The sequence below is a fragment of the Bradyrhizobium sp. CCBAU 21365 genome (assembly GCF_015291305.1).
GTDB lineage: Bacteria > Pseudomonadota > Alphaproteobacteria > Rhizobiales > Xanthobacteraceae > Bradyrhizobium > Bradyrhizobium elkanii.
In genome coordinates this window covers 2,864,615-2,887,479 of sequence record NZ_CP030036.1, presented here as the reverse complement: position 1 = coordinate 2,887,479, position 22,865 = coordinate 2,864,615, and the positions used below count along the sequence as shown (strand labels likewise).

Sequence of the window (22,865 nt, the reverse complement as noted above, 5' to 3'; positions counted from 1 at the left end):
GTCATCGATGCCTGCCGGAACGGCGAGATCAGCATGCACTACCAGCCGGGCCATCCGCACGGCTTCTGCTCGGCGATCTGGATGGGCGAGGTCGCGCTGTGCCGTGCGCTGCACGATCCCGACGGCCTCGTCGCGGCGCTGAAGGCGAGGACCGCGCCTTACCCGCCGGCCCTGCGCGATGCGTTGGTGCGGCGCTTTCAATGGGAAGTGCTGTTCAGCATCGAGAATGCCGAGCTCGCCGTGCCGCGCGGCGACAGCACGCATATCGCCGGCTGCGCCTATCGCGCGTTGGCCTGCATCGCGCAGGTGCTGTTTGCGCTGAACGGAGCGTATCTGATCAACGAAAAGGGCACGCTGGCGCAGGCCGCGAATTTTCCGGTGACCGTCCGCAGCCTCGCTGGCCGCGCCGCGGAGGTCTGGCGGCAGATCGGCGCGGCCGAGCACGCCGCCGCGTTGCAGATGCTGCGCGTGCTGGAGAGTGACCTCCAGAAGATCTGTAGGGTGAGTTAGAACCGTCTACGAGATCGACATGATCGCTACCGCCCCCAGCGATCCTGCCAGATCTTCTCGCCGATCAGGCAATTGACCCGCGGCTCCTTATCGGCGGTCCGCATGATCGGGCGCTCCGGGGTGCGGCCGGCGACTTCGAGCAGCAGCTTGGTCCGGATCGCCTCCTTGAACTTCTCACGATCCTTGATCGTCACCACGAAGGAGCCCGGTCCGCCGATCACGCAGTCCTCGTAGTACCAGTCGAGATTTTCGATATCCATCGTCGAGTAGGACGGCTCCTTCACCATGATCGGCAGGCCGTTGATGACGATGCCCTTGTCCAGCGCCGCATCGCGCGCGGGCGTGATCGGCGTGCCGTTGTTGTTGGGCCCGTCGCCGGAAATATCGATCACGCGGCGCAGGCCGCGATGCGGATTCTCGTCGAACATCGGGATCGCGAAATAGATCGCGCCGGAGATCGAGGTGCGCGAGGCGCGGCGCACCGGCGTCTTCATGATCTCGGCGGCGACCGCATCGGCGGATTCAGGGCCGTCGATCACCCGCCAGGGGATGATGATCTTCTGATCGTTGGAGGCGGCCCATTCGAAATAGGTGATCGAGATCTTGCCGTTCGGACCTGCCTTCAGCGCCTGCAGGAAATCCTTGGAAACGATGGCCTGCGCATAGCCCTCGCGCTGGATCGCGAGCTCGTCCATGTCCATCGAATAGGAGACGTCGACCGCGATGATCAACTCGATGTCGACGCTCGGCGTGGATTCCTTTTCAGCCAGGCGATGGCCGGGCTGGGTTCCCGGGCCGGGCGCGGCAACACCGGCCACATCGCCGCTGGCCAGCATGCCCGCGACAAGCACCGCTCCGATCGAGACATACCAGCGCATTGCGGCCCTCCCGTCGTATGAGTGTCATGGTGACACGCAATTCAGGCGGCGAAAAGCGCAGATATCAGCTGTCCTTCACATTCAGGTTAGACGTCCACACTCAAGTCAGACTTCGCTTGTCTCGAATGCGGCGACACGCGCCGTGCCGTTGCCGCAACGACGCCGTGCAAATCGAACGGTTCCAAGGCGCGCCGGAAGACGGTATTCTTACGGGGCAATCGCGAGGGAGTGCGATGCCAGATACCGTCGTCAAGCCGAAAACCAGGACGAAGACCAAGGTCGAGCGGCCACGCCTGCACAAGGTGATCCTGGTCAACGACGACTACACGCCGCGCGAATTCGTCGTCACCGTGCTGAAGGGTGAATTCCGCATGACCGACGACCAGGCCTACAAGGTGATGCTGACCGCGCACCTACGCGGCGTCTGCGTCGTCGCTGTCTTCACCAGGGACGTCGCCGAGACCAAGGCGACGCGCGCCACCGACGCCGGCCGCGCAAAGGGCTATCCGCTGCTGTTCACCACCGAGCCCGAAGAATAGCGCGCCAGCGCCAGATTGCCGCAGGCCATGCCGCGAATTTTAGCGATCGCGGCGACCCCCGCTTAAGGTTCGCGTGGCACGAACGCGGCATGACCGTCGCACTGCGCCAACAGCTTTCACTCCGGAAGACCCGCCCGGAAACCTCGTTCGGGCCGTTTCGCCCTCTGCCCGCTTTGCCTTGGCTCGTCATGGCAACGGCGATACGGATCGTCGGCTTCGGCAAGCCCGGCCTGATCGTGCCTGCCCTGGTGCTGGCCGACGTCTGCGTGCTGCTCGCCTTCTTCGCCACGGCGCGGGACTCGATCCAGGCTGCCGGAGGCCAATCATCGCTCGGCGAATTGACGCTGGGCGAGCAAATCAAGCTGTCACTGTCGATCCTGTGGCGGATCGTGCTCGTGATAATCATCGCGACGCTCGCCACTGCCGCGATCGGTTTCTCGTCGTTTGCACCGCACCTGCTGTGGGGTCTCGATGGCATGGCGTTCGATCAGGGCGCCGATCTCGGGCGATTTTGGAGTGCCGCGATCGCGGCACTGGTGCTGCTGATCATCGTCAACGCGGAAAGCAATGGCGGCCGGGTCGCGCTGTTTGCCGCGGTCAAGGACCTTGGGCGGCACGCGCTCTGGCTTGGCGCCGCTGTACTCCTGCTAGGTGTGATCAACGTTGCGCTCGGCTACGGGCAGGGCCTGGTTCGCACCGCGATCTGGCACTTCTGGCAAATCTCGATGGTGGGCCAGCCGCTCAAGAACCTGATCTACGTCGTCTTCATCTTCAGCTTCGCCATGCTGCGGCTGTGGATCACGCTGTCGATCCTGACCTTCGGCCTGAAGCAGTCTTACGCCCGCGACGGCTAGCTCGCAGCCGCGACCGGCGCCTCATCGTACAGGCCGTAGACCCGTTCGGCCTTGGCAAATCCCGCGATCGGAAACTCGCCGAGATCGCTCCAGCCGCCGTCGCTGATGCCGGCGAAGCGCTCCGAGGCCACCACGGTGCGGCCGAGGCGGCCGGCGATCTTCTCCAGCCGCGCGGCGAGATTGACCGCCGGACCGATGCAGGTGAAGTCGAGCCGGTTGCCGCCGCCGATATTGCCGTAGAGCACGCGCCCGAGATGCAGCGCGAGGCCGAAACGGAAGCGTTCGACCGCATCGCCATTGGCGAATTGCAGCGCCTCGACGCCGGCGCGGGACGCGCGCGCGGCTTCCAGCACACGTGAACAGACCTGCACCTCGTCGCCCAGATATTCGTCGACCGGGAACACCGCGAGCAGGCCGTCGCCCATGAATTTGAGCACTTCGCCGCCATGGTCGCGGATCGCGGTGACCTGGCAATCGAAGTAGAGGTTGAGGATCTCCACCACCGTCTCGGCCGGCAAGCGGTCCGACAGCGCGGTGAAGCCGCGCAGGTCCGACAGCCAGATCGCGGCATCCATCGTATCGGCATGGCCGCGCCGGATCTGGCCGCCCATGATGCGCTCGCCGGCCCGGTTGCCGACATAGGTGTCGAGCAAGAGCGAGGCGGTACGGCGCAGGGTGATGATCTCGATATAGCGCGCCAATGGCACGGCGATCGACCGGATCGCGTCGAGCTGCTCGTCGGTGAAGCCGCCCGGCTGCCTGGTGGTCCAGCTCGAGGCATTGACGAAGCCGTCGGTATAGACCAGCGGCACCGCGATGTAGTCGGTGACGCCCTCGGCCTGCAGGTCCACGACGATCGGAAACCGGGCGCTTGCGGGATCGTCGAGCCGCGCGCGGACTTCAACGCCCTGCCTGAAGACGGTCGACAGCGGGCTGACGGCAAATTCCGGGGAGTCCAGGATGTTGTGATCGACGGTGCCGGTTTCGACCTCGGCGCCGGGCTTCCAGAAGAAATGGCGGCCATAGATCTCCGGATGCAGCGTGCGCACGAAGACGCCGATGCGCCACAGCGGCAATCCGGCCCGCACCAGCCGTTCGCAGCATTCCGCCATCATCTGCGGCGGGGTCGGCGCCGACCGCGCGCCGCCGATCATCCACTCGATGATGTCCCGAAGCTCCGACGCGTTCATGGCATTCCCCCAGGGCGGTCTGGCGACCGCCACTATATAAGGGATCAGCGCCCGGTCTGCCCGCGGTCGCGCAGAAAATGATCGGCCAGCACGCAGGCCATCATGGCCTCGCCGACCGGCACCGCCCGGATGCCGACGCAGGGGTCGTGGCGGCCCTTGGTGAGGATGTCGGTATCGGCACCCTTGCGGTCCACGGTCCGGCGCGTGGTCAGGATCGAGGACGTCGGCTTGACCGCAAAGCGCACCACCACCGGCTGCCCGGTCGAGATGCCGCCGAGCACGCCGCCGGCATGGTTGGACAGGAAACGCGTTCCGTTGTTGCCGGTCCGCATCTCATCGGCGTTCTCCTCGCCCGACAATTCGGCGGCGCCGAACCCGGCGCCGATCTCGACGCCCTTGACCGCGTTGATGCTCATCATCGCCGCCGCCAGATCGCTGTCGAGTTTGGCGTAGATCGGCGCGCCGAGCCCGGCCGGCACGCCCTCGGCTGTGACCTCGATGACGGCGCCGATCGAGGAGCCGCTTTTCCTGATGCCGTCGAGATAACTTTCGAAGAACGCCGCCTTGTCCTTGTCGGGACAGAAGAACGGGTTGTTGGCGATCTCGTCCCAGTCCCACTTCTCGCGGTCGATCTTGTGCGGCCCCATCTGCACCAGCGCGCCGCGCACCTTCACCTCGGGCAGGACCTTGCGCGCGATCGCACCGGCCGCGACGCGGGTCGCGGTCTCGCGCGCGGAGGAGCGTCCGCCGCCGCGATAGTCGCGCAGGCCGTATTTCGCTTCATAGGTGAAGTCGGCGTGGCCGGGGCGGAACTTGTCCTTGATCTCGGAATAATCCTTCGAACGCTGATCGGTGTTCTCGATCAAAAGCGCGATCGGCGTACCGGTCGTCACCTGCACCCCACTCTCCGGATGCGCCATGACGCCGGACAGGATCTTCACCGCATCCGGCTCCTGGCGCTGGGTGGTGAAGCGGGACTGACCGGGACGGCGGCGGTCGAGGTCGTGCTGGATCTCCTCCACGGTCAGGGGGATCAGCGGCGGGCAGCCGTCGACGACGCAGCCGATCGCGACCCCATGGCTCTCGCCGAAGGTCGTGACGCGGAACATATGGCCGAAAGTATTGAAGGACATGGCGTGTCGTAACGCGCAGGGTCGGCAGCGTCAAACGAGTTTCATGGCTCCAAAGACGCGGGTGGCCGGGCTCCCTTAACTATACTTCTGCAACCCCGCCGCGCCGAACACATAGACCGCCCCCTGCTCGATATAGAGCTCGGCGGCCGAGGCCGGGGTCTCGAAGCCGAGCGCCACCATCAGCGCCCGCGCCGTGCCACCATGGGCAACCGCGACCATGTCCGCCGTCACCGAGCGATACCAGTCGGTCATCCGCACCTGGACGTCGACATAGCTCTCGCCACCGGCCGGCGCCACCGTCCACTTCTCGGCCAAGCGGCGGGCATACAGCACGGGGTCCGCAGCCTGAGCCTGCGCCAAGGTCGAGCCCTCCCACGTCCCGTAGCCGATCTCGCGCAGCCGCGCGTCGAGGGCGTAGTTGCCGGACGGCAGGCCGAGCTCGGCGCGCACCAGCTCCATGGTGGCGCGCGCCCGGATCAGGGGGCTCGCGACGAACGGCAGCGTCGTCTTGTCACGGCCGTCGCGCGTCAGGAGATCGGCGAGGATGCGCCCGGCATGCGCGGCCTGGGCGCGGCCGCGCTCATTGAGGGCGATGTCCTGCACGCCCTGGAGCCGCCCTTCGGCGTTCCACGCGGTCTCGCCGTGGCGGATGTAATAGATCGTCGGCACCGGCATTCCCGTAACGGCTGGTCCCTGCTGAGCGAGATGTCGGCCGTCTCAAGGCTTCCACGCTTCGATTTTTTTCGGCCCGGAGGTACACCAGCACTTCGGCTGGCGACAAGCCCAAATCGGCCGCAGCTTGGGCGGTATGCGCGCGGATCGGCGCAGGCGGAATAGCCACGCCGCCAGGGTGTTATGTTGGACAAGGCGGCTATCGCCGAGACCATCGAAGACTGGGATGCATGACCGCGTTTCGTCAAAGTGTCGAAGCCATGATACCGGCGCTGCGTCGCTATGCGCGCGCGCTGGCGCGTGACACGGATATCGCCGACGATCTGGTGCAGGACACGCTGGTGCGGGCGCTGCGCTCGGAGCGGCTGTTTCTCGGCGGCGACGTCAGGAGCTGGCTCTACACGATCCTGACCAATCTGAACAAGAACCGCCGGCGTTCGCTGGCGCGGCGGCCGGCGTTCGTGCCGCTGCTCGACAACAATGCCGACGCCAGCGGCACCGAGGCCGAGGGACGCGACATCGAGCGCGCGCTGTCGACGCTGGTCGAGGAGCAACGCTCGGTGCTGCTGCTCGTCATGCTGGAGGGCATGAGCTACCGCGAGGTCGCCGACATCCAGGGCGTGCCGATCGGCACGGTGATGTCCCGCCTCGCCCGCGCCCGCGCCCATGTCCGGGCCTCGATCGAGGGCCAGCGTCCGGCGCTTCGGCGGGTGAAATGATAATGTGCGCGATGGCCGGCGTTATGCATCAACCATTTTCGAACAAGATTTGGCAGAGACGACTGATATGACCGACCCGAACATTCCCGTCACCGAAGACGAGCTGCACGCTTACGTCGACAACGAGCTGCCGGCCGAACGCCGCGGCGATGTCGAGGCGTGGCTCGCCACGCATCCCGACGACGCGGCACGGGTGCAGTCATGGCGTGCGATGGCCGAGACGCTGCATGCACGCTACGACACCGTGCTGGACGAAGCGGTGCCGAAACGGCTCGAGCTCGAGCGGCTGGTGCGTCAGCCGCGCCGCTGGGTCTATGGCGCGGTGGCAGCGACGGTCGTGGCCTTCGTCGCCGGCGGCGGCGCCGGCTGGATCGCGCGCGGCGTCTCGGCGACGCCGTCGACCTTCCAGAGCTTCACGGTCGATGCACTCGATGCGCATCGGCTTTACGTGGTCGAGGTCCGCCATCCGGTCGAGGTGCCCGGCAGCGAGCGCGACCACCTGCAGCAATGGCTGACCAAGCGCTGCGGCTGGGACGTCCGCGCACCGGAGCTCACCGGGCTGAAGCTGGTCGGCGGCCGCCTGCTGCCTGGACCGAGCGGCCCGGCATCGTTCCTGATGTATGAGAGCACGTCGGGTGAGCGTTTCACGGTCTACACCGCCAAGGTGAAGACCGAGGCGACCCAGATGCGTTACGCCGTGCAGGGCAGCGACGGCGCGCTGTTCTGGGCCGATCGAGGCGTGGCCTATGTCGTCAGCGGCGGCACCGATCGCACGCGGCTGACCCAGGTCGCGCAGGCCGTCTATGATCAGATGGAGAAGAGCGGCGGGTGATCTTCCGTAATTTTACGGGAGATTACCTCGGCGAAATTGTGCCGTTTCGAGTAAGTGAATCCAGCCTCACTCAGTGTCCCAATTCCGACATTGAAAATTTCGATTCGCGTCATGGACGCGTCTCATTGTCGTACCGGATGCTCACGCGAAGATGATCTGCGCTCGATCCGCCGATCGGCGCACGCGGCCTCGATTGGGGTTTTGTGTACCGCGCTGGTCCCCCTCTCGAGGCCGCACTCCTTTTCCGTCATCCGATCTGCACGCCGCAGACCTCGGACGGCCCGTTATCCTTTGTGACGCGCTCGCAATGCCCGCGTCTACCCCGATAGACTCCGGGGTAGTTGCAGTTTCGCGTCTTCGCGTCTTTGGGGCGCGCTCTCGGCGGTCAGCCGAGATCGCTGCGCGGATTGTAGGGATTTCGCTCCCGCCACGTCTGCATCAATGCCTCAAGCTCGGCATCGTTCCCGTCCGGAAGGATGATGCGGGTCGTGACATAGAGGTCGCCGGTCGCCCCCGCCTTCGACAGCCCCTTGCCCTTGAGGCGGAAGGTACGGCCGCTGGAGGTGTTCTTCGGGATCGACAGTTCGACCGCGCTGCCGAGCGTCGGCACGCGGACCTTGCCGCCCAGCACCGCCTCGTAGAGGGTGATGGGCAGGTCGATCCGGAGATCGTTGCCGTCGACCTTGAAGAACGGGTGCGGCGCGATCGAGATCGTGATCAGGAGATCGCCGGGCGGATGGCCTTGCGCGGTCTCCCCCTGCCCCTTCAGCCGGATCTGCTGGCCCGCAGCGACCCCGGGCGGAATCTTGACGTTGAGCTCGCGGCCGGTCGGCAGGCGGACGCGCTTGTCGCCGCCCCTGACCGATTCCTCCAGCGACACCGTCATGGCGACCGAAAGATCGAGGTCGACGCCGACCCCGCCGCCGTCAAACTCGAACGGACTGGCCCGGCCGGCACGGCCGCTGCCGCCGCGAGCGGCATTGCCGAACATACTGTTGAGGATGTCCTCGAAGCTGCCGCCGCCCATGCCGCCGCCGGGCCCAGAGCGGAAACTGTACTCGAAGCCGCCCGGACCGGCACGGCCGCCGGCACCGCCTCCACCAGGGAAGCCCTGGAAGCGCGGCTTGCCTTCGGCATCGATCTCGCCGCGGTCGAACTGCTTGCGCTTGTCCTCGTCGCCGACGATCTCGTTGGCCGTGTTGATCTCCGCAAAGCGGGCCGCCGCCTTCGGGTCGTTCTTGTTGTTATCGGGGTGATGCTTCTTGGCGAGCTTGCGATAGGCGCTCTTGATCGTCGCAGCGCTGGCGCTCCGCTGCACCCCCAAGACCTCATAGGGGTCGCGCATCCGTCACGTCTCCTTCACGGGAAAAATCAGTCCTGGCCGGGAACCCGTCCGGGCCCACTTTGCCTTCATGTGGGGGCTCAGTGGCATTTTTGCAACTAGTCCGGCTTCGCCGGAATTCTCAGGATTTTCTCCAGGGCTTCAGGCTATGGATTTCCCACCGCCCTTGTCCAGCCTTGCAGGCGGCGCCCTGCAGCCAGCTCTCGGTGGCTCCATTGACGTAGCTGGCAAGGAAATCCCGGCACGTCTTGCCGTCCTCGCCCGAATAGGCCTGGGCCAGCGGCGTCACCGAGCCGCGCGCGCCGGTTTCAGGATTTTCCCAGGGCTGGCTGGAATCCTTGTCGCCCTTGGTCAGCACGTCGGAGGCCGCATTGCGGGCGAAGGCGAGATCGCTGTCGGTCGGCATCACCGCATTGACCTGGGTCGGGCTGATCGAGCCCGTCACATCCTTGTCGTCCAGCTTGGCGAAGGCGTCGCTGCGCGACAGGCTGCAGCCGCTTGCGCCGACGCCGATCAGGATCAATGTCACCACCGCGCCTGCGGGGTGGATCGCCGATAGGCCAACGCGCCCCCATGCCCTATATAGGGCTAGTAACGCGCTTTCAGACGCGGGCGGATGCAAATCGGGACTCCTGACATGACCGACACGACCTCCATCAAACACCCGACACCGTTAACATCGGGTGATTTCACCGCGGCGGAGGAGCCGTTCGCCCTGTTCGCCGAATGGTTTGCGGAGGCGGTCAAGTCCGAGCCGAACGATCCGAACGCGATGGCGCTTGCGACCGTCGATCCCGACGGCCTGCCCGACGTGCGGATGGTGTTGATGAAGGGCTTCGATGCCGACGGCTTCGTGTTCTACAGCCACATTGCGAGCGCCAAGGGCCGCGAATTGGCCGCAAATCCTAAAGCCGCTTTACTCTTTCACTGGAAATCGCTGCGCCGCCAGGTGCGCATCCGCGGACCGGTCACTCCGGTGACCGATGCCGAGGCCGACGCCTATTTCGCCACGAGGCCGAAGCAGGCGCAGATCGGCGCCTGGGCCAGCAAGCAGTCGCAGCCGCTGGAGAGCCGCTTCGCCTTCGAGCAGGCGATCGCCAAGACCGGCGCGAAATACGTCATCGGCGAGGTGCCGCGGCCGCCGGGCTGGAGCGGCTGGCGGATCACGCCGCAGCGCTTCGAGTTCTGGCACGACCGCCCGTATCGCCTGCACGACCGCATCGAATTCCGCCGCGACGGCGCCGGCAGCGCCTGGTCGAAGGTGCGGCTCTATCCCTGAAAACTGCGACCGTCATGGCCGGGCGAAAGCGCGAAGCGTGTCTTCGTGTAAGATGACCCCGGCCATCGACGTCTTGATCCCAAGTCATCCCAAGTCGTTCGAAGGCGTGGATGCCCGGCACGCCGCCGCGCATGACGAAAACGAAAGAAACCGTCGATGCCCCACCCATCCAATGCACCGCGGCGCACGCTGCTCCTGACCGGCGCAAGCCGCGGCATCGGCCATGCCACCGCGATCCGCTTCTCGTCCGCCGGCTGGCGCGTCATCACCCTGTCGCGGCATGCGTTTCCCGAGGTCTGCCCGTGGGGCGCCGGGCCGGAAGACCACATCGAGGTTGATCTCGGCAGCCATGACGACACCGTGCGCGCGATCTCCGAGATCCGCAGGCGGCTTGAGAACGATGAACTGCACGCGCTGGTCAACAACGCCGCGATCTCGCCGAAGGCTGCCGGCGGCGGCCGGCTCGGCACCATGGACACCGACATCGAGACCTGGACCCACGTTTTCCACGTCAACTTCTTCGCGCCGATCATGATCGCGCGCGGGCTGATCGAGGAGTTGAAACACGCCAAGGGCGCGGTGGTGAACGTCACCTCGATCGCGGGCTCGCGCGTGCATCCGTTTGCCGGCGCGGCCTATGCGACGTCGAAGGCCGCGCTCGCGGCGCTGACGCGCGAGATGGCATCGGACTTCGGCCGCGTCGGCGTCCGCGTCAACGCGATCGCGCCGGGCGAGATCGATACCTCGATCCTGTCGCCGGGCACCGAGAAGATCGTCGACCAGCAGATCCCGATGCACCGCCTCGGCACGCCGGACGAAGTCGCCAAGATCATCTACGTTCTCTGCACGGAGACCAGCTCTTACGTGAACGGTGCGGAGATCCACATCAACGGTGGTCAGCACGTCTGAGCTTGGGAAGAGCCGTATTTCGGGGAAGGAAGTTTTGAGGCGATCCCGGCCGCCGCCGCGGCCGTCATTGGGATTGCTTCACTTGCAGGCGTAACAAACGCAAACGAGGCTTCTGCCTCCGAGGCTTCGGCCTCTAGTCTGCGTAGAACCGACGCGACTTCTTCTCGGGCTGCCGCAGCGCGACGTCGTTCAGCGCGCTGGAGCATTCGTCTTCGTCCTCGCCATCCAGCAACGCAGCGCCACAGTAACGGCAAAGTCTCGGCGAGATCGCCTGCACCTTGCCTGCTGCGCGGTCCTGTTGATAGCGCGCAAAGTCGATGACGTTACGCCGTGGCGTTATGATCTTCTCAACCATTGCTGTCCTCCGGCTTCGAGGCGGGCGTTATCGCAGACAAGTTTCGCCCAAACGTTCAGCGCAACGCTCAAATTTTAGGAGAGGAAATAAGGCAGAAAACGCGTCCCAAAACGCGACGTGTGGAACCGGCTTACAGCCACTTCTTCCACTTGAAGATCCAGTACGGCACAACGGCCGCAATCAGCATCATCACCAGCGCCATCGGATAGCCGTGCACCCATTCGAGTTCCGGCATGATCTTGAAATTCATGCCGTAGATCGAGGCGATCAGCGTCGGCGGCATCAAGACCACCGCCATCACCGAGAACAGCTTGATGATGTTGTTCTGTTCCAGATTGACCACGCCGAGCATGGCGTCGAGCACGAAGGTGATCTTGTTGGAGAGATAGGAGGCGTGATCGGTCAGTGAGGCCACGTCACGCTGCATGGTCTTGAGCTGCTCGCGCATGTCTTTGGACCATTTCACGCCCTCGACCACCGCGGAGAGGAAGGTGACGAGGCGGCCGATCGAGACCAGGCTTTCGCGAACCTTGGAGGTCAGGTCGCCCTTGCGGCCGATCGCGATCAGGATCTGCGAATATTGCTTGGCGTGGCCGTGGCGCTCGCTCTCCGGCTCGAAGATGTCGTGGGACACCTGGTCGATATCGGCCCCGCAGCGCTCCAGGAGATCGGCGCAACGGTCGATCACAGCGTCCAGCAGTTCCATCAGCACCTGCTCGCCGGTGATGCCGGGAGCACAGGCGCGCGCCAGCTTGTTCTCGACCAGCGCGAACGGTTTCGGCAGGTCGTAGCGTACCGTGACCAGGCGATGGCTGGTCAGGATGAAGGTGACCGCCGTGGTGCGCGGCATGTCGGTGTCGGATTGGCACATCAGCGTCGCGGTCATGTAGCGCGCGCTGTTCTCGATATAGAGGCGGCTGGAGATCTCGATCTCCTGCATGTCTTCCCGGGTCGGCACCGCGATCCCCGCGAGCTTCTCGACCGCCCGGTCCTCCTCCACCGTCGGATTCACCAGATCGACCCAGACCGCTCCCTCAGGCAGCGCGCCGAGGTCGGTCGCGGTGGCCTTCTTGAGCGAAAACTCGGACGGAACGAACACCGACAGCATCACGAACTCCACGAAACAGGGCTGGCAGGACCCGCCGACTTAGCGCGATTCTGGGGGGCGCTTCATGACCGGGGCATTAACCGGGCATCCATACTTGTGGCGGCCAGACGGCAGTGACGTGGCGCCGACTCGTCGACCGTTGCCTGTTTGCACAAAAACCAACCCGGCGCCAGAACAGTTGCGGCAAAAAAGCCACAGACGACGTCCCGCGATGCGGGAAAGACATCTAAAGTCTGGGAATAATGGCGCGTTTCAGCAATACTGCCCTCATGGAATCGTGGCGTTTGGGGCGTAATAGTGGCGCTTTCGGGCGCGGATTTTCGATTGGAATGTAATCATGTCGTCGCTCAAAGTTACCTTCGGGATTCTGGCCGCGGGCCTGATGTTGTCGGGCTGCATGCAGGCCACAACCTATGAGGCAACCAACACTGCGAACTTCAAGCCGCGTGACAAGGAACTCCTGGCCAAGACCACCTACGTCAAGACGCCGGTGGCGGAACCGTTCCGCCGCGCCATCGTCGAGTATCACCGCAAGGAAGCCCCCGGCTCGATCGTGGTCGATTCCGACAACCATTACCTCTATTACGTGCTGAACGACGGCAAGGCGATCCGCTACGGCATCACGGTCGGCGAGGAAGCCATGGCCTGGTCCGGCATCGCCAAGGTCGGCAGCATGACCGAATGGCCGGCCTGGCACCCGACCCCCGGCGAAATCTCGCGCCTCGGCGTCCCGACTTTCGTGGCCCCGGGCCCGGACAATCCGATGGGCTCGCGCGCGATGTATCTCTATTCGGGCGGCAAGGACACGCTGTTCCGCATCCACGGCACCAACCAGCCGGAATATATCGGCGCGTCGATCTCGTCAGGCTGCATCCGCATGACCAACGAGGACGTCATCGACCTCTACAACCGCGTCAAGCTCGGCACCATCGTCGTGGTGCTGGAGCCGAAGCACGGCGACTCGCCCTACAAGCCGCAGATGGCGCTGCAGGGCGGCGGCGGCACGACCTACTGATCCCATCGCAATCGCGATCAAAAGCGCCGGCTTTGCCGGCGCTTTTTTGTTGGCTGCGGCTTGGTCTCGGCGCTGCGGTCGGGCGCGGCCGCATCATGTGATCTTGCGGCATCCGGCTTGCCGTCGCTGGCCCTGCCGTGATCAGCGTTGCCTTGGTCAGCTCTGGATGCGTCCGTCTTCGACGCGTCGGATTTGGCGGCGACCTCGCGCGGCGGCGCCTGTTCGGGGCGCTCGGCCGGCAACAGCGGCGCGACCTCTGGCAGCGGGTCGTACACGTTCCACTGGCAGATCCGGTAGTTGTTGCGACGGTCGATCAGGTCGAGATGGATGTGGTCCTCGTGGTACCAGTCCGAGCCCGGCCCGAGCACAGTGGAGAAGCGGGCGCAGACCGAGTGCAGCACGGTCTCGCGCAAGGCCCGCGGCACGCTGCGGTCGGTCAGCGAGATCGACTTGCCGTTGGCGAGGCCGAGGGCGCGCACGTCGAGCGCATTGGCGCGGCCGTGCTCAGAGAGCTGCGCTCCGGCGACCCGATTGCGGCCGCGGCATTCGAACGAGTCGAAATTGTCGAGATTGCTGATCCCGCCCCCGAGGCTCTGCGCGAGCGGCGCGATATCGGTGCGGACCCAGTCGGCGACCGCAGCGGCCATCTTGCAGCGGAGGATAGCCGCGGGCTTGACCGCGACCTTGCGTTTGTCCGCCAGCACGATCGCCTCGAGCCGCACCAGATCCTCGCCGCCGCAGCCCCCGGCGCCGTGGATATCCGGAATGCTCGGTGCGATCGCGATCTCATCGGTGAGGGCCTGCCGGCAGGCCGACAGCTGCGGCTCGGCGGGCTTGGCCGCATCGGCAGGTGCGGCCGGAGACTGCGTCTCGGCCGCGGGCGGCTCGGGCTCGGTTGCCGCCGGCGCGTGAGCTGCCGCCGGTGCGTGAGTTGCCGCCGGCGCCTGCGCCGGGCGCGGCTTCGGCAGCGGCACCGCTGAGCGGCGGACGGCCTTGTGCGGCCTTTGTGGCCGGGTGCCGAACAGATCGTCCCACGGAAAGCTGGGCGCGCGGCGGGCGGCCTCGGCGGGGCCGCCTTGCATGCCAAGGCAAAGCAGCACGGCGGCGGTAACCATTGCCGCGCCCCCGCGACGAAACGCGCCAACAGGCCATTTTCGGCTTGCTTTCTCCGCGCTAAAGTTCATGTCAGTTCCATGATTTTACTGCCGGCCGTCCAAGATGCCGGCGGATCATGCGTGAGGATCGAGGAGGGATTTGCGTATGCTTGGTTTGATGCAAGATTGGCCTTTGCTGTGTCACAAGATTATTGAGCACGCCGCCAAATATCACGGCACGCAGGAAGTCGTGACGCGGTCGGTCGAAGGCCCCATTCATCGCACCACCTACGCCCAGATCCATGCCCGCGCATTGAAGGTCTCGCAGAGCCTGGAACGCGACGGCATCAACCTCGGCGACCGCGTCGCCACCATCGCCTGGAACACCTGGCGCCACCTCGAGGTCTGGTACGGCATCATGGGGATCGGCGCGATCTGCCATACGGTCAATCCGCGCCTGTTTCCGGAGCAGATCGCCTGGATCGTCAACCACGCCCAGGACCGCATCGTCATCACCGACCTCACCTTTGTTCCGGTGCTGGAGAAGATCGCAGGCCAGCTGCCGAGCGTCGAGCACTACGTGGTGCTGACCGACAAGGCGCATATGCCGCAGACCACGCTGAAGAACGCGGTCGCCTATGAGGACTGGATCGCGGCATCCGACGGCAAGTTCGAGTGGAAGACCTTCGACGAGAACACCGCGGCGGCGATGTGCTACACCTCCGGCACGACGGGCGATCCCAAGGGTGTACTTTATTCGCACCGCTCCAACGTGTTGCACGCGCTGATGGCCAACTCGAAGGACGCGCTCGGCACCTCCGCGTCGGACACAATGCTTCCGGTGGTCCCCTTGTTCCATGCCAATAGCTGGGGCATCGCCTTCTCCGCGCCGTCGATGGGCACGAAGCTCGTGATGCCGGGCCCGAAGCTCGACGGCGCCTCGGTGTACGAGTTGCTCTCGACCGAGAAGGTCACGCACACCGCCGGCGTGCCGACGGTGTGGCTGATGTTGCTGCAATACATGGCCGCCAACAACGTCAAGCTGCCGGATCTGCAGATGGTGATCTGCGGCGGGTCGGCGATGCCGCGCTCGATGATCAAGGCGTTCCTCGACATGGGCAGCCAGGTGCGCCACGCCTGGGGCATGACCGAGATGAGCCCGCTCGGCACGCTGGCGACACTGAAGCCGCCGTTCACCGAGCGCACCGGCGAGGAGCGGCTCGACATCCTGCAGACCCAAGGCTATCCGCCGTTCGGCGTCGAAATGAAGATCACCGACGATGCCGGCAAGGACCTGCCGTGGGACGGCAAGACCTTCGGCCGTCTCAAGGTCTCGGGCCCGGCGATCGCCAGGGCCTATTTCCGGGTCGACAGCAACATCCTCGACGATGCCGGCTATTTCGACACCGGCGACGTCTCGACGATGGACGAGCACGGCTACATGCGGATCACCGACCGCTCCAAGGACGTGATCAAGTCCGGCGGCGAATGGATCTCCTCGATCGATCTCGAGAACCTCGCGGTCGGCCATCCGGCGGTCGCGGAAGCCGCGGTGATCGGCGTCCATCACCCCAAATGGGATGAGCGGCCGCTGCTGATCGTGCAGCTCAAGCAGGGCCAGAGCGCCACGCGCGAGGACATCCTGAAGTTCATGGACGGCAAGATCGCCAAATGGTGGATGCCCGACGACGTCGCCTTCGTCGACGGCATCCCCCACACCGCGACCGGCAAGATCCTGAAGACGGCGCTGCGCGACCAGTTCAAGGACTACACGTTCCCGACCGCCGCGGCGTGAGCGAGCTGTCATCCTCCCCTGGAGGGGGAGGATCGGTTCGCATGAAGCGCAGCGAAATGCGAACCGAGGTGGGGTGACAGTCCCTCTTGAGACAGGTGCCCGTGCTGAGGGATCACCCCACCCCGCCGCTCATTTCATGCGCGTCGACCCTCCCCCTCCAGGGGAGGGTAATCAGCCCAAATCCCTTGAATTCGCCGCAGGTCCGTGGTCTCACACGACTGATCGCGGCGGCCGAGGTCGCCTGAGGACATCTCAACCGGCAGATTTTTCGACGATGGCGCGCAGGTTTTCCGCTCCCTACCAGCAGGAGCCGGTGTCCGGTCTCGCCACCTGGTCGCGCAACCTCGCCATCTTCTCCGTCGTCGCGGTGGTGGTCTCGATCCTGATCGTCCGCTTCGGGTTCCTGGAGGTCAAACCGGCGCTGGCGACCTTCTTCGGCGCGCTGGGCCTGGCCGGCCTGTCGATCCTGCTTGGGCTGGCCGCCTTTGCCGCGATCTGGCAGAACGGCACCCGCGGCATGGGCCGGATCCTGCTCGCGCTGCTGATCGACGCGGCGATCCTCGCCTACCCGGCCTACCTCATCTATCAGTACCGCAAGCTGCCGCGGATCTACGACGTCACCACCGACGCGATCGACCCGCCGAGGTTCGAGGCGCTGGCGCGGCTGCGCACCGGGGAAGGCACCAATCCTGCCGCCTATGCCGGCCTCTATTCGGCCGAGCGGCAGCGCGCGGCCTATCCCGATATCGAAACCGTCGAGCTCGAAACCCCGGTCGACCGCGCCTATGAGCTGACGCTGCGGCTGGTGAACCGCCGCAAATGGCTCGTCATCGACGCGCGCGCGCCGCAGCCGCCGCGCCGCATCGGCCGCATCGAGGCGGTGGCGCGCACGCCGATCATGGGTTTCCGCGAGGACGTCTCGATCCGGGTCACGCCTGACGACGAGGACTCCCGCGTCGATATCCGCTCGGCATCGCGCTATTTCGACGCCGATCTCGGCAGCAACGCCGCCCGCGTCAAGAAGCTGATCGAGGATCTCAACAGCGCCGCCGAGAACGACAATGCCAAGCCGGCGAAGAAGGCCGCTCCTGTCGCGCCAAAGGCGCCGCCGGCGAAGACCGTGAAGAAGTAGCGCCCTACGCTATCCGGTACGTCCCGCCGATCACGGGATCGCCGTCGGTCGCCACGACACCGCGCGCGACGAGGTCCTCCAGATGCGCCAGCACCGAATAGCCGGCGGCATTGGCAAGGCGCGGATCGAGCCCGATATAGATCGCCCGCACCATGGTCGGGATGTCGGCCTCGCCCTTGCCGAGGCGATGCAGGATCGATGCCTCGCGCGCCCTGCGATGCCGCGCCAGGAAACGGACGTAGCGCGGGCCTTCCGGAATCTCCGGGCCGTGGCCGGAGAAATAGAGCTGCTCGGGCCGCTGCTCGAGCCGCTCCAGCGAGGCCATGTAATCGATCATCGAACCGTCGGGCGGCGCCACGATCGAGGTCGACCAGCCCATCACATGGTCGCCGACGAAATTGATGCTGCGCTCGGCCCAGGCGAACGCCAGGTGATTGGCGGTGTGGCCGGGGGTGGCGAGCGCTTCCAGCGCAAAACCCGCGCCCTCGATGACGTCGCCGTGCTTGAGCTGCACGTCGGGCCGGAAATCGCGGTCGGCGCCGGATTCCGGATTGTGCTTCTCGCTCTCGAAGCGCGGGCGCGAGGCGCGGTGCGATCCCTCGGCATAAACAGGCGCGCCGGTCGCGGCCTTGATCCGCGGCGTGTTCGGCGAATGGTCGCGATGGGTATGGGTGACCAGGATATGCGTCACGGTCTCGCCCTTGACCGCATCGAGCAGCGCCTTGGCATGCGCCTCGTCGTCGGGACCGGGATCGATGATCGCAACCTTCCCCTCGCCGACGATGTAGCTGACCGTGCCCGTGAAGGTGAACGGGCTCGGATTGTTGCAGAGGACACGGCGAACGCCGGGGCGGACCTGTTCGACCACGCCGGGTTTCAGCGGAAAATCGCGGTTGAACGGGATGTCGTCGTTGTCGGCCATGGCTTCTGTCCGTGATGTCCGGATTCTCTTTGACCTCGTCATGCCCGGGCTTGTCCCGGGCATCCACGCCTTCCTTTGCGAGCCGCAAGACGTGGATGGCCGGGACAAGCCCGGCCATGACGGCGTTTGGGCGAACGCTCCTTACGAGAACGCCTGGATGCCGGTGATCGCACGGCCGAGGATCAGCGCATGGACGTCGTGCGTGCCCTCATAGGTGTTCACCGTCTCGAGGTTCGCGGCGTGACGCATCACGTGATACTCGATCTGGATGCCGTTGCCGCCGTGCATGTCGCGCGCCATGCGGGCAATGTCGAGCGACTTGCCGCAATTGTTGCGCTTGACGATCGAGATCATCTCGGGGGCCATCTTGCCCTCGTCCATCAGGCGGCCGACGCGCAACGAGGCCTGCAGGCCGAGTGCGATCTCGGTCTCCATGTCGGCGAGCTTCTTCTGCACCAGCTGGGTGGCGGCGAGCGGCCGATTGAACTGCTTGCGGTCGAGCGTGTATTGCCGCGCGCGGTGCATGCAGTCCTCGGCGGCGCCGAGCGCGCCCCAGGAGATGCCGTAGCGGGCGCGGTTGAGACAGCCGAACGGGCCCTTGAGCCCGGAGACGTTGGGCAGCAGCGCGCTTTCCGGCACCACCACATTGTCGAGCACGATCTCGCCGGTGATCGAGGCGCGCAGCGAGAGCTTGCCGCCGACCTTCGGCGCCGACAGGCCCTTCATGCCCTTCTCGAGGATGAAGCCGCGGATCTGGTTGTCGTGCGCAGCCGACTTGGCCCACACCACGAACACGTCGGCGATCGGCGCGTTCGAGATCCACATCTTGGCGCCGTTGAGCCTGTAGCCATCGGCCACCTTCTCGGCGCGGGTCTTCATGCCGCCGGGATCGGAACCGGCGTCCGGCTCGGTCAGGCCGAAGCAGCCGACCCATTCCCCGGTCGCGAGCTTGGGCAGATATTTCTTGCGCTGGTTTTCGTCGCCATAGGCATAGATCGGATACATCACCAGCGACGACTGCACCGAGTTCATCGAGCGATAGCCGCTATCGACGCGCTCGATCTCGCGCGCCACGAGGCCATAGGCCACGTAGCTCGCATTGGCGCAGCCATACTCCTCGGGCAGCGTCACGCCGATCAGGCCGAGCTCGCCCATTTCGTTGAAGATCTCGCGGTCGGTTTTCTCTTCCAGATAGGCCTTGGTGACCCGCGGCAGCAGCTTGTCCTGCGCATAGGCCCGCGCAGTGTCGCGGATCAGGCGCTCGTCTTCGGTGAGCTGGTCGTCGAGCAGGAACGGATCATCCCACTGGAAGCTGGCGGCAGCCGGCTTGTCCTTGGCCTGGGGGCGCACGCTCATGAAACATCCTTTCGCGTCGTCTATCGGAAATTGGCGGATAAATTAAAGCGCTATGCTGCGAAGCGCAATTGAATTGGGATCACTGTCATTCCGGGGCGCGCGCTAGCGCGAACCCGGAATCTCGAGATTCTCGGTGCGCAATCGCGCACCTGAGGGTTCGATGCTGTGCATCGCCCCGGAATGACTGACACTAGGTTTCCAGCTTCTCGTTCGACACGATCTCGATGCCGAATCCGGACAATCCCTTGTAGTCGTGCACCGACGAGGTCAGATGCCGGATCGAGGTGACGCCGAGATCGCGCAGGATCTGTGCCCCGACGCCGACCTCGCGCCACTGCCGGTGGCGATCGGCCTCCGCCGTCTTCTGCTCTCCCACCGGTTCGACCGGAACGCCGGCGGCACCGTCGCGCAGATATACCAGCACGCCGCGGCCGGCGTCCTTGAAGTGCCGTAGCACGGCTTCCATTCGCGCCGGCCCGGTGAACAGGTCTTTCACGATATTGGGCTTGTGCAGCCGCGTCAGCACGTCCCGGCCGTCGCCGATGCCGTTATAGACGAAGGCGGCATGCATGATCTCGTCGAACGGCGAGCGATAGGCGTAGCCCTGCAGCGGACCGATCGGGCTTTCGGTGGTGAAGGTCGCGACCCGCTCGATCAGCTTCTCGCGCGCCTGGCGATAGGCGATCATGTCCGCGATCGTGACATGCTTGAGCTTGTGGGCGGCAGCGAATTTCGCGACCTGCTCGCCCTTCATCACGGTTCCATCGTCGTTCATCAGCTCGCTGATGACGCCGACCGGCGGCAGGCCGGACAGCCGGCACAGATCGACCGCCGCCTCGGTGTGCCCGGAGCGCAGCAGCACGCCGCCGTCGCGCGCGATCAGCGGGAAGATGTGGCCGGGGCGCGCAAAATCAGTGGCGCCGGCGTTGGGATTGGCGAGCGCGCGGCAGCAGGAGGCGCGTTCCTCGGCCGAGATGCCAGTGCCGCCATCGGGCTTGTAGTCGATCGAGACCGTGAAGGCGGTGGTGTGATTGGACTCGTTGTGCGCCACCATCGGGTCGAGCCGCAAACGGCGGGCGTCCTCGGTGGTGATCGGCGCGCAGACGATGCCGGAGGTGTGGCGGATGATGAAGGCCATCTTCTCCGCCGTGCAGAACGACGCCGCGACGATCAGATCGCCCTCGCCTTCCCGATCGTCATCGTCGGTGACGACAACGAGTTCACCCTTCGCAAAGGCTTGCAGCACTTCCTGGATCGTATCGGCCATTGTCCTGACATCTCGCTATGTGCAGGCAGTGGATTAGCCGGGTTCCGATGTCAGCGCCAGTATCATTATGCAACCCGCCATGCATCCGGCAGGCATACCAGGGCGGTGACGGTTTCCGTAGCCCGGATGGAGCCAACGGGGCGCGCGTTCGCGCGACCCGTTGGCTCCATCCGGGCTACAAGACCGGCTTCTTACGGCAACACCTCGCGCCGGTCGCTGAGCTGGACGTCCAGCTCGGCGCGCTTGTCGTCGAGCAGGCCGGCGTCGGCCGCCTCGATCACGGAATAGAGCTCGCCGGCGTCGCTGAGCCGGGTCACCGTCACGTAGTCGGCGCCGGCGCTGTAGAGGTCGTCGACGCCGGTCAGGAGGTCCGCGGTGGCAACGATCCGCGCGGTCGGATTGAGGGCGCGGACGTGGCGCACCAGCTTCTCATTGTCGGCGCCGACCAATAGGAAATCCGGCACGCTCAGAATGATGATTTCGGCCTTGCCGATGCCGGCATGAACCAGGGTGTCGACATTGCTGATGTCGCCATAGATCACATGCATGCCGCGGTCGGACAGCGTGCGGAACACCAGCGGGTTGAAATCGATGACGCTGATCTGCTCGAGCAGCGACTGGTTCTGCCGCTCGATCTGGCTGATCAGCGCACTCGCCGCGCGGAAAAAGCCGAGGATCACGATGCGCCGGATCTCGCCATGTCCGCCCTCGTGCCCGGCCTCGCCGCGGCCCTGGCCTTCCTGGTCGAGGTCGCGCAGCCCGATCCGCTTCAACGGACCGATGAGGCCGCGCACGATCTGGTCGCTGCGCGCCATCGCGAAGGTCGAGAGCACCGCCAGCACGACGAAAGCGAACGAGGCCGCACTCGCGGTTTCGGTTCCGATGTGGTTGGCGGCGACACCGGTCTGGATCACCACCAGCGAGAATTCGGAGATCTGCGCCAGGTTGATCGCCGGCAGCAGGCTGGCGCGCAGCCCCTGCTTCATCAGATAGAGCGGCGTGAATGTCGTGATCAGGCGGCTCGCCACCGTGAAGGCCGCGATGACGAGCGCAAGCCAGATCACCGAGAGGCCCGGAATCGGGATCGTCATGCCGAGCGCGACAAAGAACAGCGTGATGAAGAAATCCCGCAGCGTCGTGACCTTGGCGGTGACGTCGAGCGCATAGGGAAAGGTCGAGATCGAAACGCCGGCGACCAGCGAACCCATCTCGCGCGACAGATGCAGCCGCTCGGCGATTTCGCCGATCAGGAAGCACCAGGCGAGCGCGCCGAGCAGCACGAGCTCGGGCCGCCGCGCGATCTGGTGGAACAGCCGCGGCAGCACGTAGCGGCTCAGCACCAGCGCGGTCGCGACCAGCACCGCGACGCGGGCAATCGACAGCAGCACGACGCTGATCTGCAGATTGTCCAGGCTCGGCTGCACCGCCAGGAACAGGATCGCGAAGATGTCCTGCAGCACCAGCACGCCGAGTGTGATGCGCCCCGGCAGCGTATCCAGCTCGCGCTTCTCGTAGAGCACCTTGACGATGATCACGGTCGAGGACAGCGCGCAGGCGACGCAGAGATAGATCGCGTCGAACTTGCCGCCGCCGACCGCAAGCCCGATAGCGGCAAAGAACGCCACGCCGATCAGGCAGCCGCCGATCAGCTCGCCGGCTCCCGCGAACAGGATGACCTTGCCGGCGCGGATGATCTTCTTGAGGTCGATTTCCAGCCCGATCATGAACAGCATGAAGATCAGGCCGAGCTCGGAGATGACGCTGATCGATTCCTGGGACTTGACCCAGCCCATGCCGAATGGACCAATGAAAAAGCCGGCGATAAGGTAGGCCAGTATCAGAGGTTGCCGGGAGAAATGGGCCAGCAGCCCTAGCCCCCAGGCAAACAGGATACAGAGCGTGATATCGGGAATCAGTTCATGCATGCGTCAAAGACTTCCTGTTGCCGCAACCTAGAGGGCCGG

General features: G+C 65.3%; 23 protein-coding genes. 10 read left to right on the top strand and 13 right to left on the bottom strand.

What is annotated here, in order from left to right:
• The first annotated feature begins 33 nt into the window (after positions 1-33).
• Entirely contained in the window at positions 34-510 is a 477-nt protein-coding gene (locus XI02_RS45345; protein WP_244980732.1) for a hypothetical protein, read from the top strand.
• Between the two features lie 26 nt (positions 511-536).
• Here XI02_RS45345 and XI02_RS13250 read toward each other — a convergent pair whose 3' ends face one another.
• Complete coding sequence (locus XI02_RS13250) at positions 537-1,388, bottom strand: DUF1194 domain-containing protein (RefSeq protein WP_016844572.1); 852 nt, start codon at positions 1,386-1,388, stop codon at positions 537-539.
• Positions 1,389-1,621: 233 nt separating this feature from the next.
• Here XI02_RS13250 and clpS point away from each other — a divergent pair, with 233 nt between their 5' ends.
• Complete coding sequence (gene clpS / locus XI02_RS13245) at positions 1,622-1,927, top strand: ATP-dependent Clp protease adapter ClpS (protein ID WP_172648386.1); 306 nt, start codon at positions 1,622-1,624, stop codon at positions 1,925-1,927.
• 188 nt (positions 1,928-2,115) lie between these two features.
• Entirely contained in the window at positions 2,116-2,781 is a 666-nt protein-coding gene (locus tag XI02_RS13240; RefSeq protein ID WP_069278632.1) for a hypothetical protein, read from the top strand.
• On the opposite strand, the gene XI02_RS13235 is transcribed toward XI02_RS13240, so the two are convergent.
• From XI02_RS13235 to XI02_RS13225, 3 genes are all read right to left on the bottom strand, one after another.
• Complete coding sequence (locus XI02_RS13235; RefSeq protein ID WP_069278631.1) at positions 2,778-3,971, bottom strand: adenylate/guanylate cyclase domain-containing protein; 1,194 nt, start codon at positions 3,969-3,971, stop codon at positions 2,778-2,780. The two genes, XI02_RS13240 and XI02_RS13235, sit on opposite strands and share 4 nt — an antisense overlap.
• Before the next feature lie 44 nt (positions 3,972-4,015).
• A complete protein-coding gene (aroC, locus tag XI02_RS13230) occupies positions 4,016-5,104 on the bottom strand; it encodes a chorismate synthase (RefSeq protein ID WP_172648387.1) in 1,089 nt (362 codons plus the stop codon).
• Between the two features lie 75 nt (positions 5,105-5,179).
• Positions 5,180-5,779: a histidine phosphatase family protein gene (locus XI02_RS13225; protein WP_018270358.1), complete on the bottom strand. Its 600-nt coding sequence runs from the start codon at positions 5,777-5,779 to the stop codon at positions 5,180-5,182.
• A 227-nt stretch (positions 5,780-6,006) separates the two neighbouring features.
• On the opposite strand from XI02_RS13225, the gene XI02_RS13220 reads away from it, so the two are divergent.
• Together XI02_RS13220 and XI02_RS13215 are read left to right on the top strand one after the other, a co-directional pair.
• The gene (locus XI02_RS13220) at positions 6,007-6,495 is read left to right on the top strand and encodes a sigma-70 family RNA polymerase sigma factor (RefSeq protein WP_016844579.1); all 489 of its coding nucleotides are present in this window, start codon (positions 6,007-6,009) and stop codon (positions 6,493-6,495) included.
• A 67-nt stretch (positions 6,496-6,562) separates the two neighbouring features.
• The gene (locus XI02_RS13215; RefSeq protein WP_172648388.1) at positions 6,563-7,327 is read left to right on the top strand and encodes an anti-sigma factor; all 765 of its coding nucleotides are present in this window, start codon (positions 6,563-6,565) and stop codon (positions 7,325-7,327) included.
• Positions 7,328-7,712: 385 nt separating this feature from the next.
• On the opposite strand, the gene XI02_RS13210 is transcribed toward XI02_RS13215, so the two are convergent.
• Positions 7,713-8,672 carry a DnaJ C-terminal domain-containing protein gene (locus XI02_RS13210; protein ID WP_069278629.1) on the bottom strand — a complete coding sequence of 320 codons (960 nt, stop codon included), beginning with the start codon at positions 8,670-8,672 and terminating at the stop codon, positions 7,713-7,715.
• Positions 8,673-8,790: 118 nt separating this feature from the next.
• On the bottom strand, positions 8,791-9,198 hold the full coding sequence (locus tag XI02_RS13205; RefSeq protein ID WP_026192440.1) for an RT0821/Lpp0805 family surface protein: 408 nt from the start codon (positions 9,196-9,198) through the stop codon (positions 8,791-8,793).
• A gap of 108 nt (positions 9,199-9,306) precedes the next feature.
• On the opposite strand from XI02_RS13205, the gene pdxH reads away from it, so the two are divergent.
• Both pdxH and XI02_RS13195 read left to right on the top strand, forming a co-directional pair.
• Positions 9,307-9,948, top strand: coding sequence for a pyridoxamine 5'-phosphate oxidase (pdxH, locus tag XI02_RS13200; RefSeq protein ID WP_018270355.1), 642 nt, complete (start codon positions 9,307-9,309; stop codon positions 9,946-9,948).
• 156 nt (positions 9,949-10,104) lie between these two features.
• The gene (locus tag XI02_RS13195; RefSeq protein WP_018270354.1) at positions 10,105-10,857 is read left to right on the top strand and encodes an SDR family NAD(P)-dependent oxidoreductase; all 753 of its coding nucleotides are present in this window, start codon (positions 10,105-10,107) and stop codon (positions 10,855-10,857) included.
• Positions 10,858-10,990: 133 nt separating this feature from the next.
• Here the strand turns inward: XI02_RS13195 and XI02_RS13190 are convergent, their stop codons facing one another.
• On the bottom strand, positions 10,991-11,212 hold the full coding sequence (locus XI02_RS13190) for a hypothetical protein (RefSeq protein ID WP_063709281.1): 222 nt from the start codon (positions 11,210-11,212) through the stop codon (positions 10,991-10,993).
• Between the two features lie 130 nt (positions 11,213-11,342).
• A complete protein-coding gene (locus tag XI02_RS13185; RefSeq protein ID WP_026192439.1) occupies positions 11,343-12,320 on the bottom strand; it encodes a magnesium transporter CorA family protein in 978 nt (325 codons plus the stop codon).
• A gap of 337 nt (positions 12,321-12,657) precedes the next feature.
• On the opposite strand from XI02_RS13185, the gene XI02_RS13180 reads away from it, so the two are divergent.
• Positions 12,658-13,335, top strand: a complete 678-nt coding sequence (locus tag XI02_RS13180; protein ID WP_018270352.1) for a L,D-transpeptidase — start codon at positions 12,658-12,660, stop codon at positions 13,333-13,335.
• A 17-nt stretch (positions 13,336-13,352) separates the two neighbouring features.
• On the opposite strand, the gene XI02_RS13175 is transcribed toward XI02_RS13180, so the two are convergent.
• Positions 13,353-14,519: an extensin family protein gene (locus XI02_RS13175; protein WP_026192438.1), complete on the bottom strand. Its 1,167-nt coding sequence runs from the start codon at positions 14,517-14,519 to the stop codon at positions 13,353-13,355.
• 76 nt (positions 14,520-14,595) lie between these two features.
• On the opposite strand from XI02_RS13175, the gene XI02_RS13170 reads away from it, so the two are divergent.
• Together XI02_RS13170 and XI02_RS13165 are read left to right on the top strand one after the other, a co-directional pair.
• On the top strand, positions 14,596-16,224 hold the full coding sequence (locus XI02_RS13170) for a fatty-acid--CoA ligase (RefSeq protein WP_172648389.1): 1,629 nt from the start codon (positions 14,596-14,598) through the stop codon (positions 16,222-16,224).
• A 274-nt stretch (positions 16,225-16,498) separates the two neighbouring features.
• Entirely contained in the window at positions 16,499-17,356 is an 858-nt protein-coding gene (locus XI02_RS13165) for a DUF1499 domain-containing protein (protein WP_018270349.1), read from the top strand.
• Between the two features lie 4 nt (positions 17,357-17,360).
• On the opposite strand, the gene XI02_RS13160 is transcribed toward XI02_RS13165, so the two are convergent.
• From XI02_RS13160 to XI02_RS13145, 4 genes are all read right to left on the bottom strand, one after another.
• A complete protein-coding gene (locus tag XI02_RS13160; protein WP_069278626.1) occupies positions 17,361-18,278 on the bottom strand; it encodes an MBL fold metallo-hydrolase in 918 nt (305 codons plus the stop codon).
• Between the two features lie 141 nt (positions 18,279-18,419).
• On the bottom strand, positions 18,420-19,634 hold the full coding sequence (locus XI02_RS13155; RefSeq protein WP_024580633.1) for an acyl-CoA dehydrogenase: 1,215 nt from the start codon (positions 19,632-19,634) through the stop codon (positions 18,420-18,422).
• Between the two features lie 190 nt (positions 19,635-19,824).
• The gene (gene ribB, locus XI02_RS13150) at positions 19,825-20,901 is read right to left on the bottom strand and encodes a 3,4-dihydroxy-2-butanone-4-phosphate synthase (RefSeq protein WP_016845057.1); all 1,077 of its coding nucleotides are present in this window, start codon (positions 20,899-20,901) and stop codon (positions 19,825-19,827) included.
• A gap of 191 nt (positions 20,902-21,092) precedes the next feature.
• Positions 21,093-22,826, bottom strand: a complete 1,734-nt coding sequence (locus XI02_RS13145) for a cation:proton antiporter (protein ID WP_016845056.1) — start codon at positions 22,824-22,826, stop codon at positions 21,093-21,095.
• Between the last annotated feature and the right edge of the window lie 39 nt (positions 22,827-22,865).

What these genes read in the sequence shown, in the direction of transcription:
- XI02_RS45345 (WP_244980732.1), top strand. Translation starts at nt 34, where the DNA reads ATGCACTACCAGCCGGGCCATCCGCACGGCTTCTGCTCGGCGATCTGG.
- XI02_RS13250 (WP_016844572.1), bottom strand. Translation starts at nt 1,388, where the DNA reads ATGCGCTGGTATGTCTCGATCGGAGCGGTGCTTGTCGCGGGCATGCTG.
- clpS (WP_172648386.1), top strand. Translation starts at nt 1,622, where the DNA reads ATGCCAGATACCGTCGTCAAGCCGAAAACCAGGACGAAGACCAAGGTC.
- XI02_RS13240 (WP_069278632.1), top strand. Translation starts at nt 2,116, where the DNA reads ATGGCAACGGCGATACGGATCGTCGGCTTCGGCAAGCCCGGCCTGATC.
- XI02_RS13235 (WP_069278631.1), bottom strand. Translation starts at nt 3,971, where the DNA reads ATGAACGCGTCGGAGCTTCGGGACATCATCGAGTGGATGATCGGCGGC.
- aroC (WP_172648387.1), bottom strand. Translation starts at nt 5,104, where the DNA reads ATGTCCTTCAATACTTTCGGCCATATGTTCCGCGTCACGACCTTCGGC.
- XI02_RS13225 (WP_018270358.1), bottom strand. Translation starts at nt 5,779, where the DNA reads ATGCCGGTGCCGACGATCTATTACATCCGCCACGGCGAGACCGCGTGG.
- XI02_RS13220 (WP_016844579.1), top strand. Translation starts at nt 6,007, where the DNA reads ATGACCGCGTTTCGTCAAAGTGTCGAAGCCATGATACCGGCGCTGCGT.
- XI02_RS13215 (WP_172648388.1), top strand. Translation starts at nt 6,563, where the DNA reads ATGACCGACCCGAACATTCCCGTCACCGAAGACGAGCTGCACGCTTAC.
- XI02_RS13210 (WP_069278629.1), bottom strand. Translation starts at nt 8,672, where the DNA reads ATGCGCGACCCCTATGAGGTCTTGGGGGTGCAGCGGAGCGCCAGCGCT.
- pdxH (WP_018270355.1), top strand. Translation starts at nt 9,307, where the DNA reads ATGACCGACACGACCTCCATCAAACACCCGACACCGTTAACATCGGGT.
- XI02_RS13195 (WP_018270354.1), top strand. Translation starts at nt 10,105, where the DNA reads ATGCCCCACCCATCCAATGCACCGCGGCGCACGCTGCTCCTGACCGGC.
- XI02_RS13190 (WP_063709281.1), bottom strand. Translation starts at nt 11,212, where the DNA reads ATGGTTGAGAAGATCATAACGCCACGGCGTAACGTCATCGACTTTGCG.
- XI02_RS13185 (WP_026192439.1), bottom strand. Translation starts at nt 12,320, where the DNA reads ATGCTGTCGGTGTTCGTTCCGTCCGAGTTTTCGCTCAAGAAGGCCACC.
- XI02_RS13180 (WP_018270352.1), top strand. Translation starts at nt 12,658, where the DNA reads ATGTCGTCGCTCAAAGTTACCTTCGGGATTCTGGCCGCGGGCCTGATG.
- XI02_RS13175 (WP_026192438.1), bottom strand. Translation starts at nt 14,519, where the DNA reads ATGAACTTTAGCGCGGAGAAAGCAAGCCGAAAATGGCCTGTTGGCGCG.
- XI02_RS13170 (WP_172648389.1), top strand. Translation starts at nt 14,596, where the DNA reads ATGCTTGGTTTGATGCAAGATTGGCCTTTGCTGTGTCACAAGATTATT.
- XI02_RS13165 (WP_018270349.1), top strand. Translation starts at nt 16,499, where the DNA reads ATGGCGCGCAGGTTTTCCGCTCCCTACCAGCAGGAGCCGGTGTCCGGT.
- XI02_RS13160 (WP_069278626.1), bottom strand. Translation starts at nt 18,278, where the DNA reads ATGGCCGACAACGACGACATCCCGTTCAACCGCGATTTTCCGCTGAAA.
- XI02_RS13155 (WP_024580633.1), bottom strand. Translation starts at nt 19,634, where the DNA reads ATGAGCGTGCGCCCCCAGGCCAAGGACAAGCCGGCTGCCGCCAGCTTC.
- ribB (WP_016845057.1), bottom strand. Translation starts at nt 20,901, where the DNA reads ATGGCCGATACGATCCAGGAAGTGCTGCAAGCCTTTGCGAAGGGTGAA.
- XI02_RS13145 (WP_016845056.1), bottom strand. Translation starts at nt 22,826, where the DNA reads ATGCATGAACTGATTCCCGATATCACGCTCTGTATCCTGTTTGCCTGG.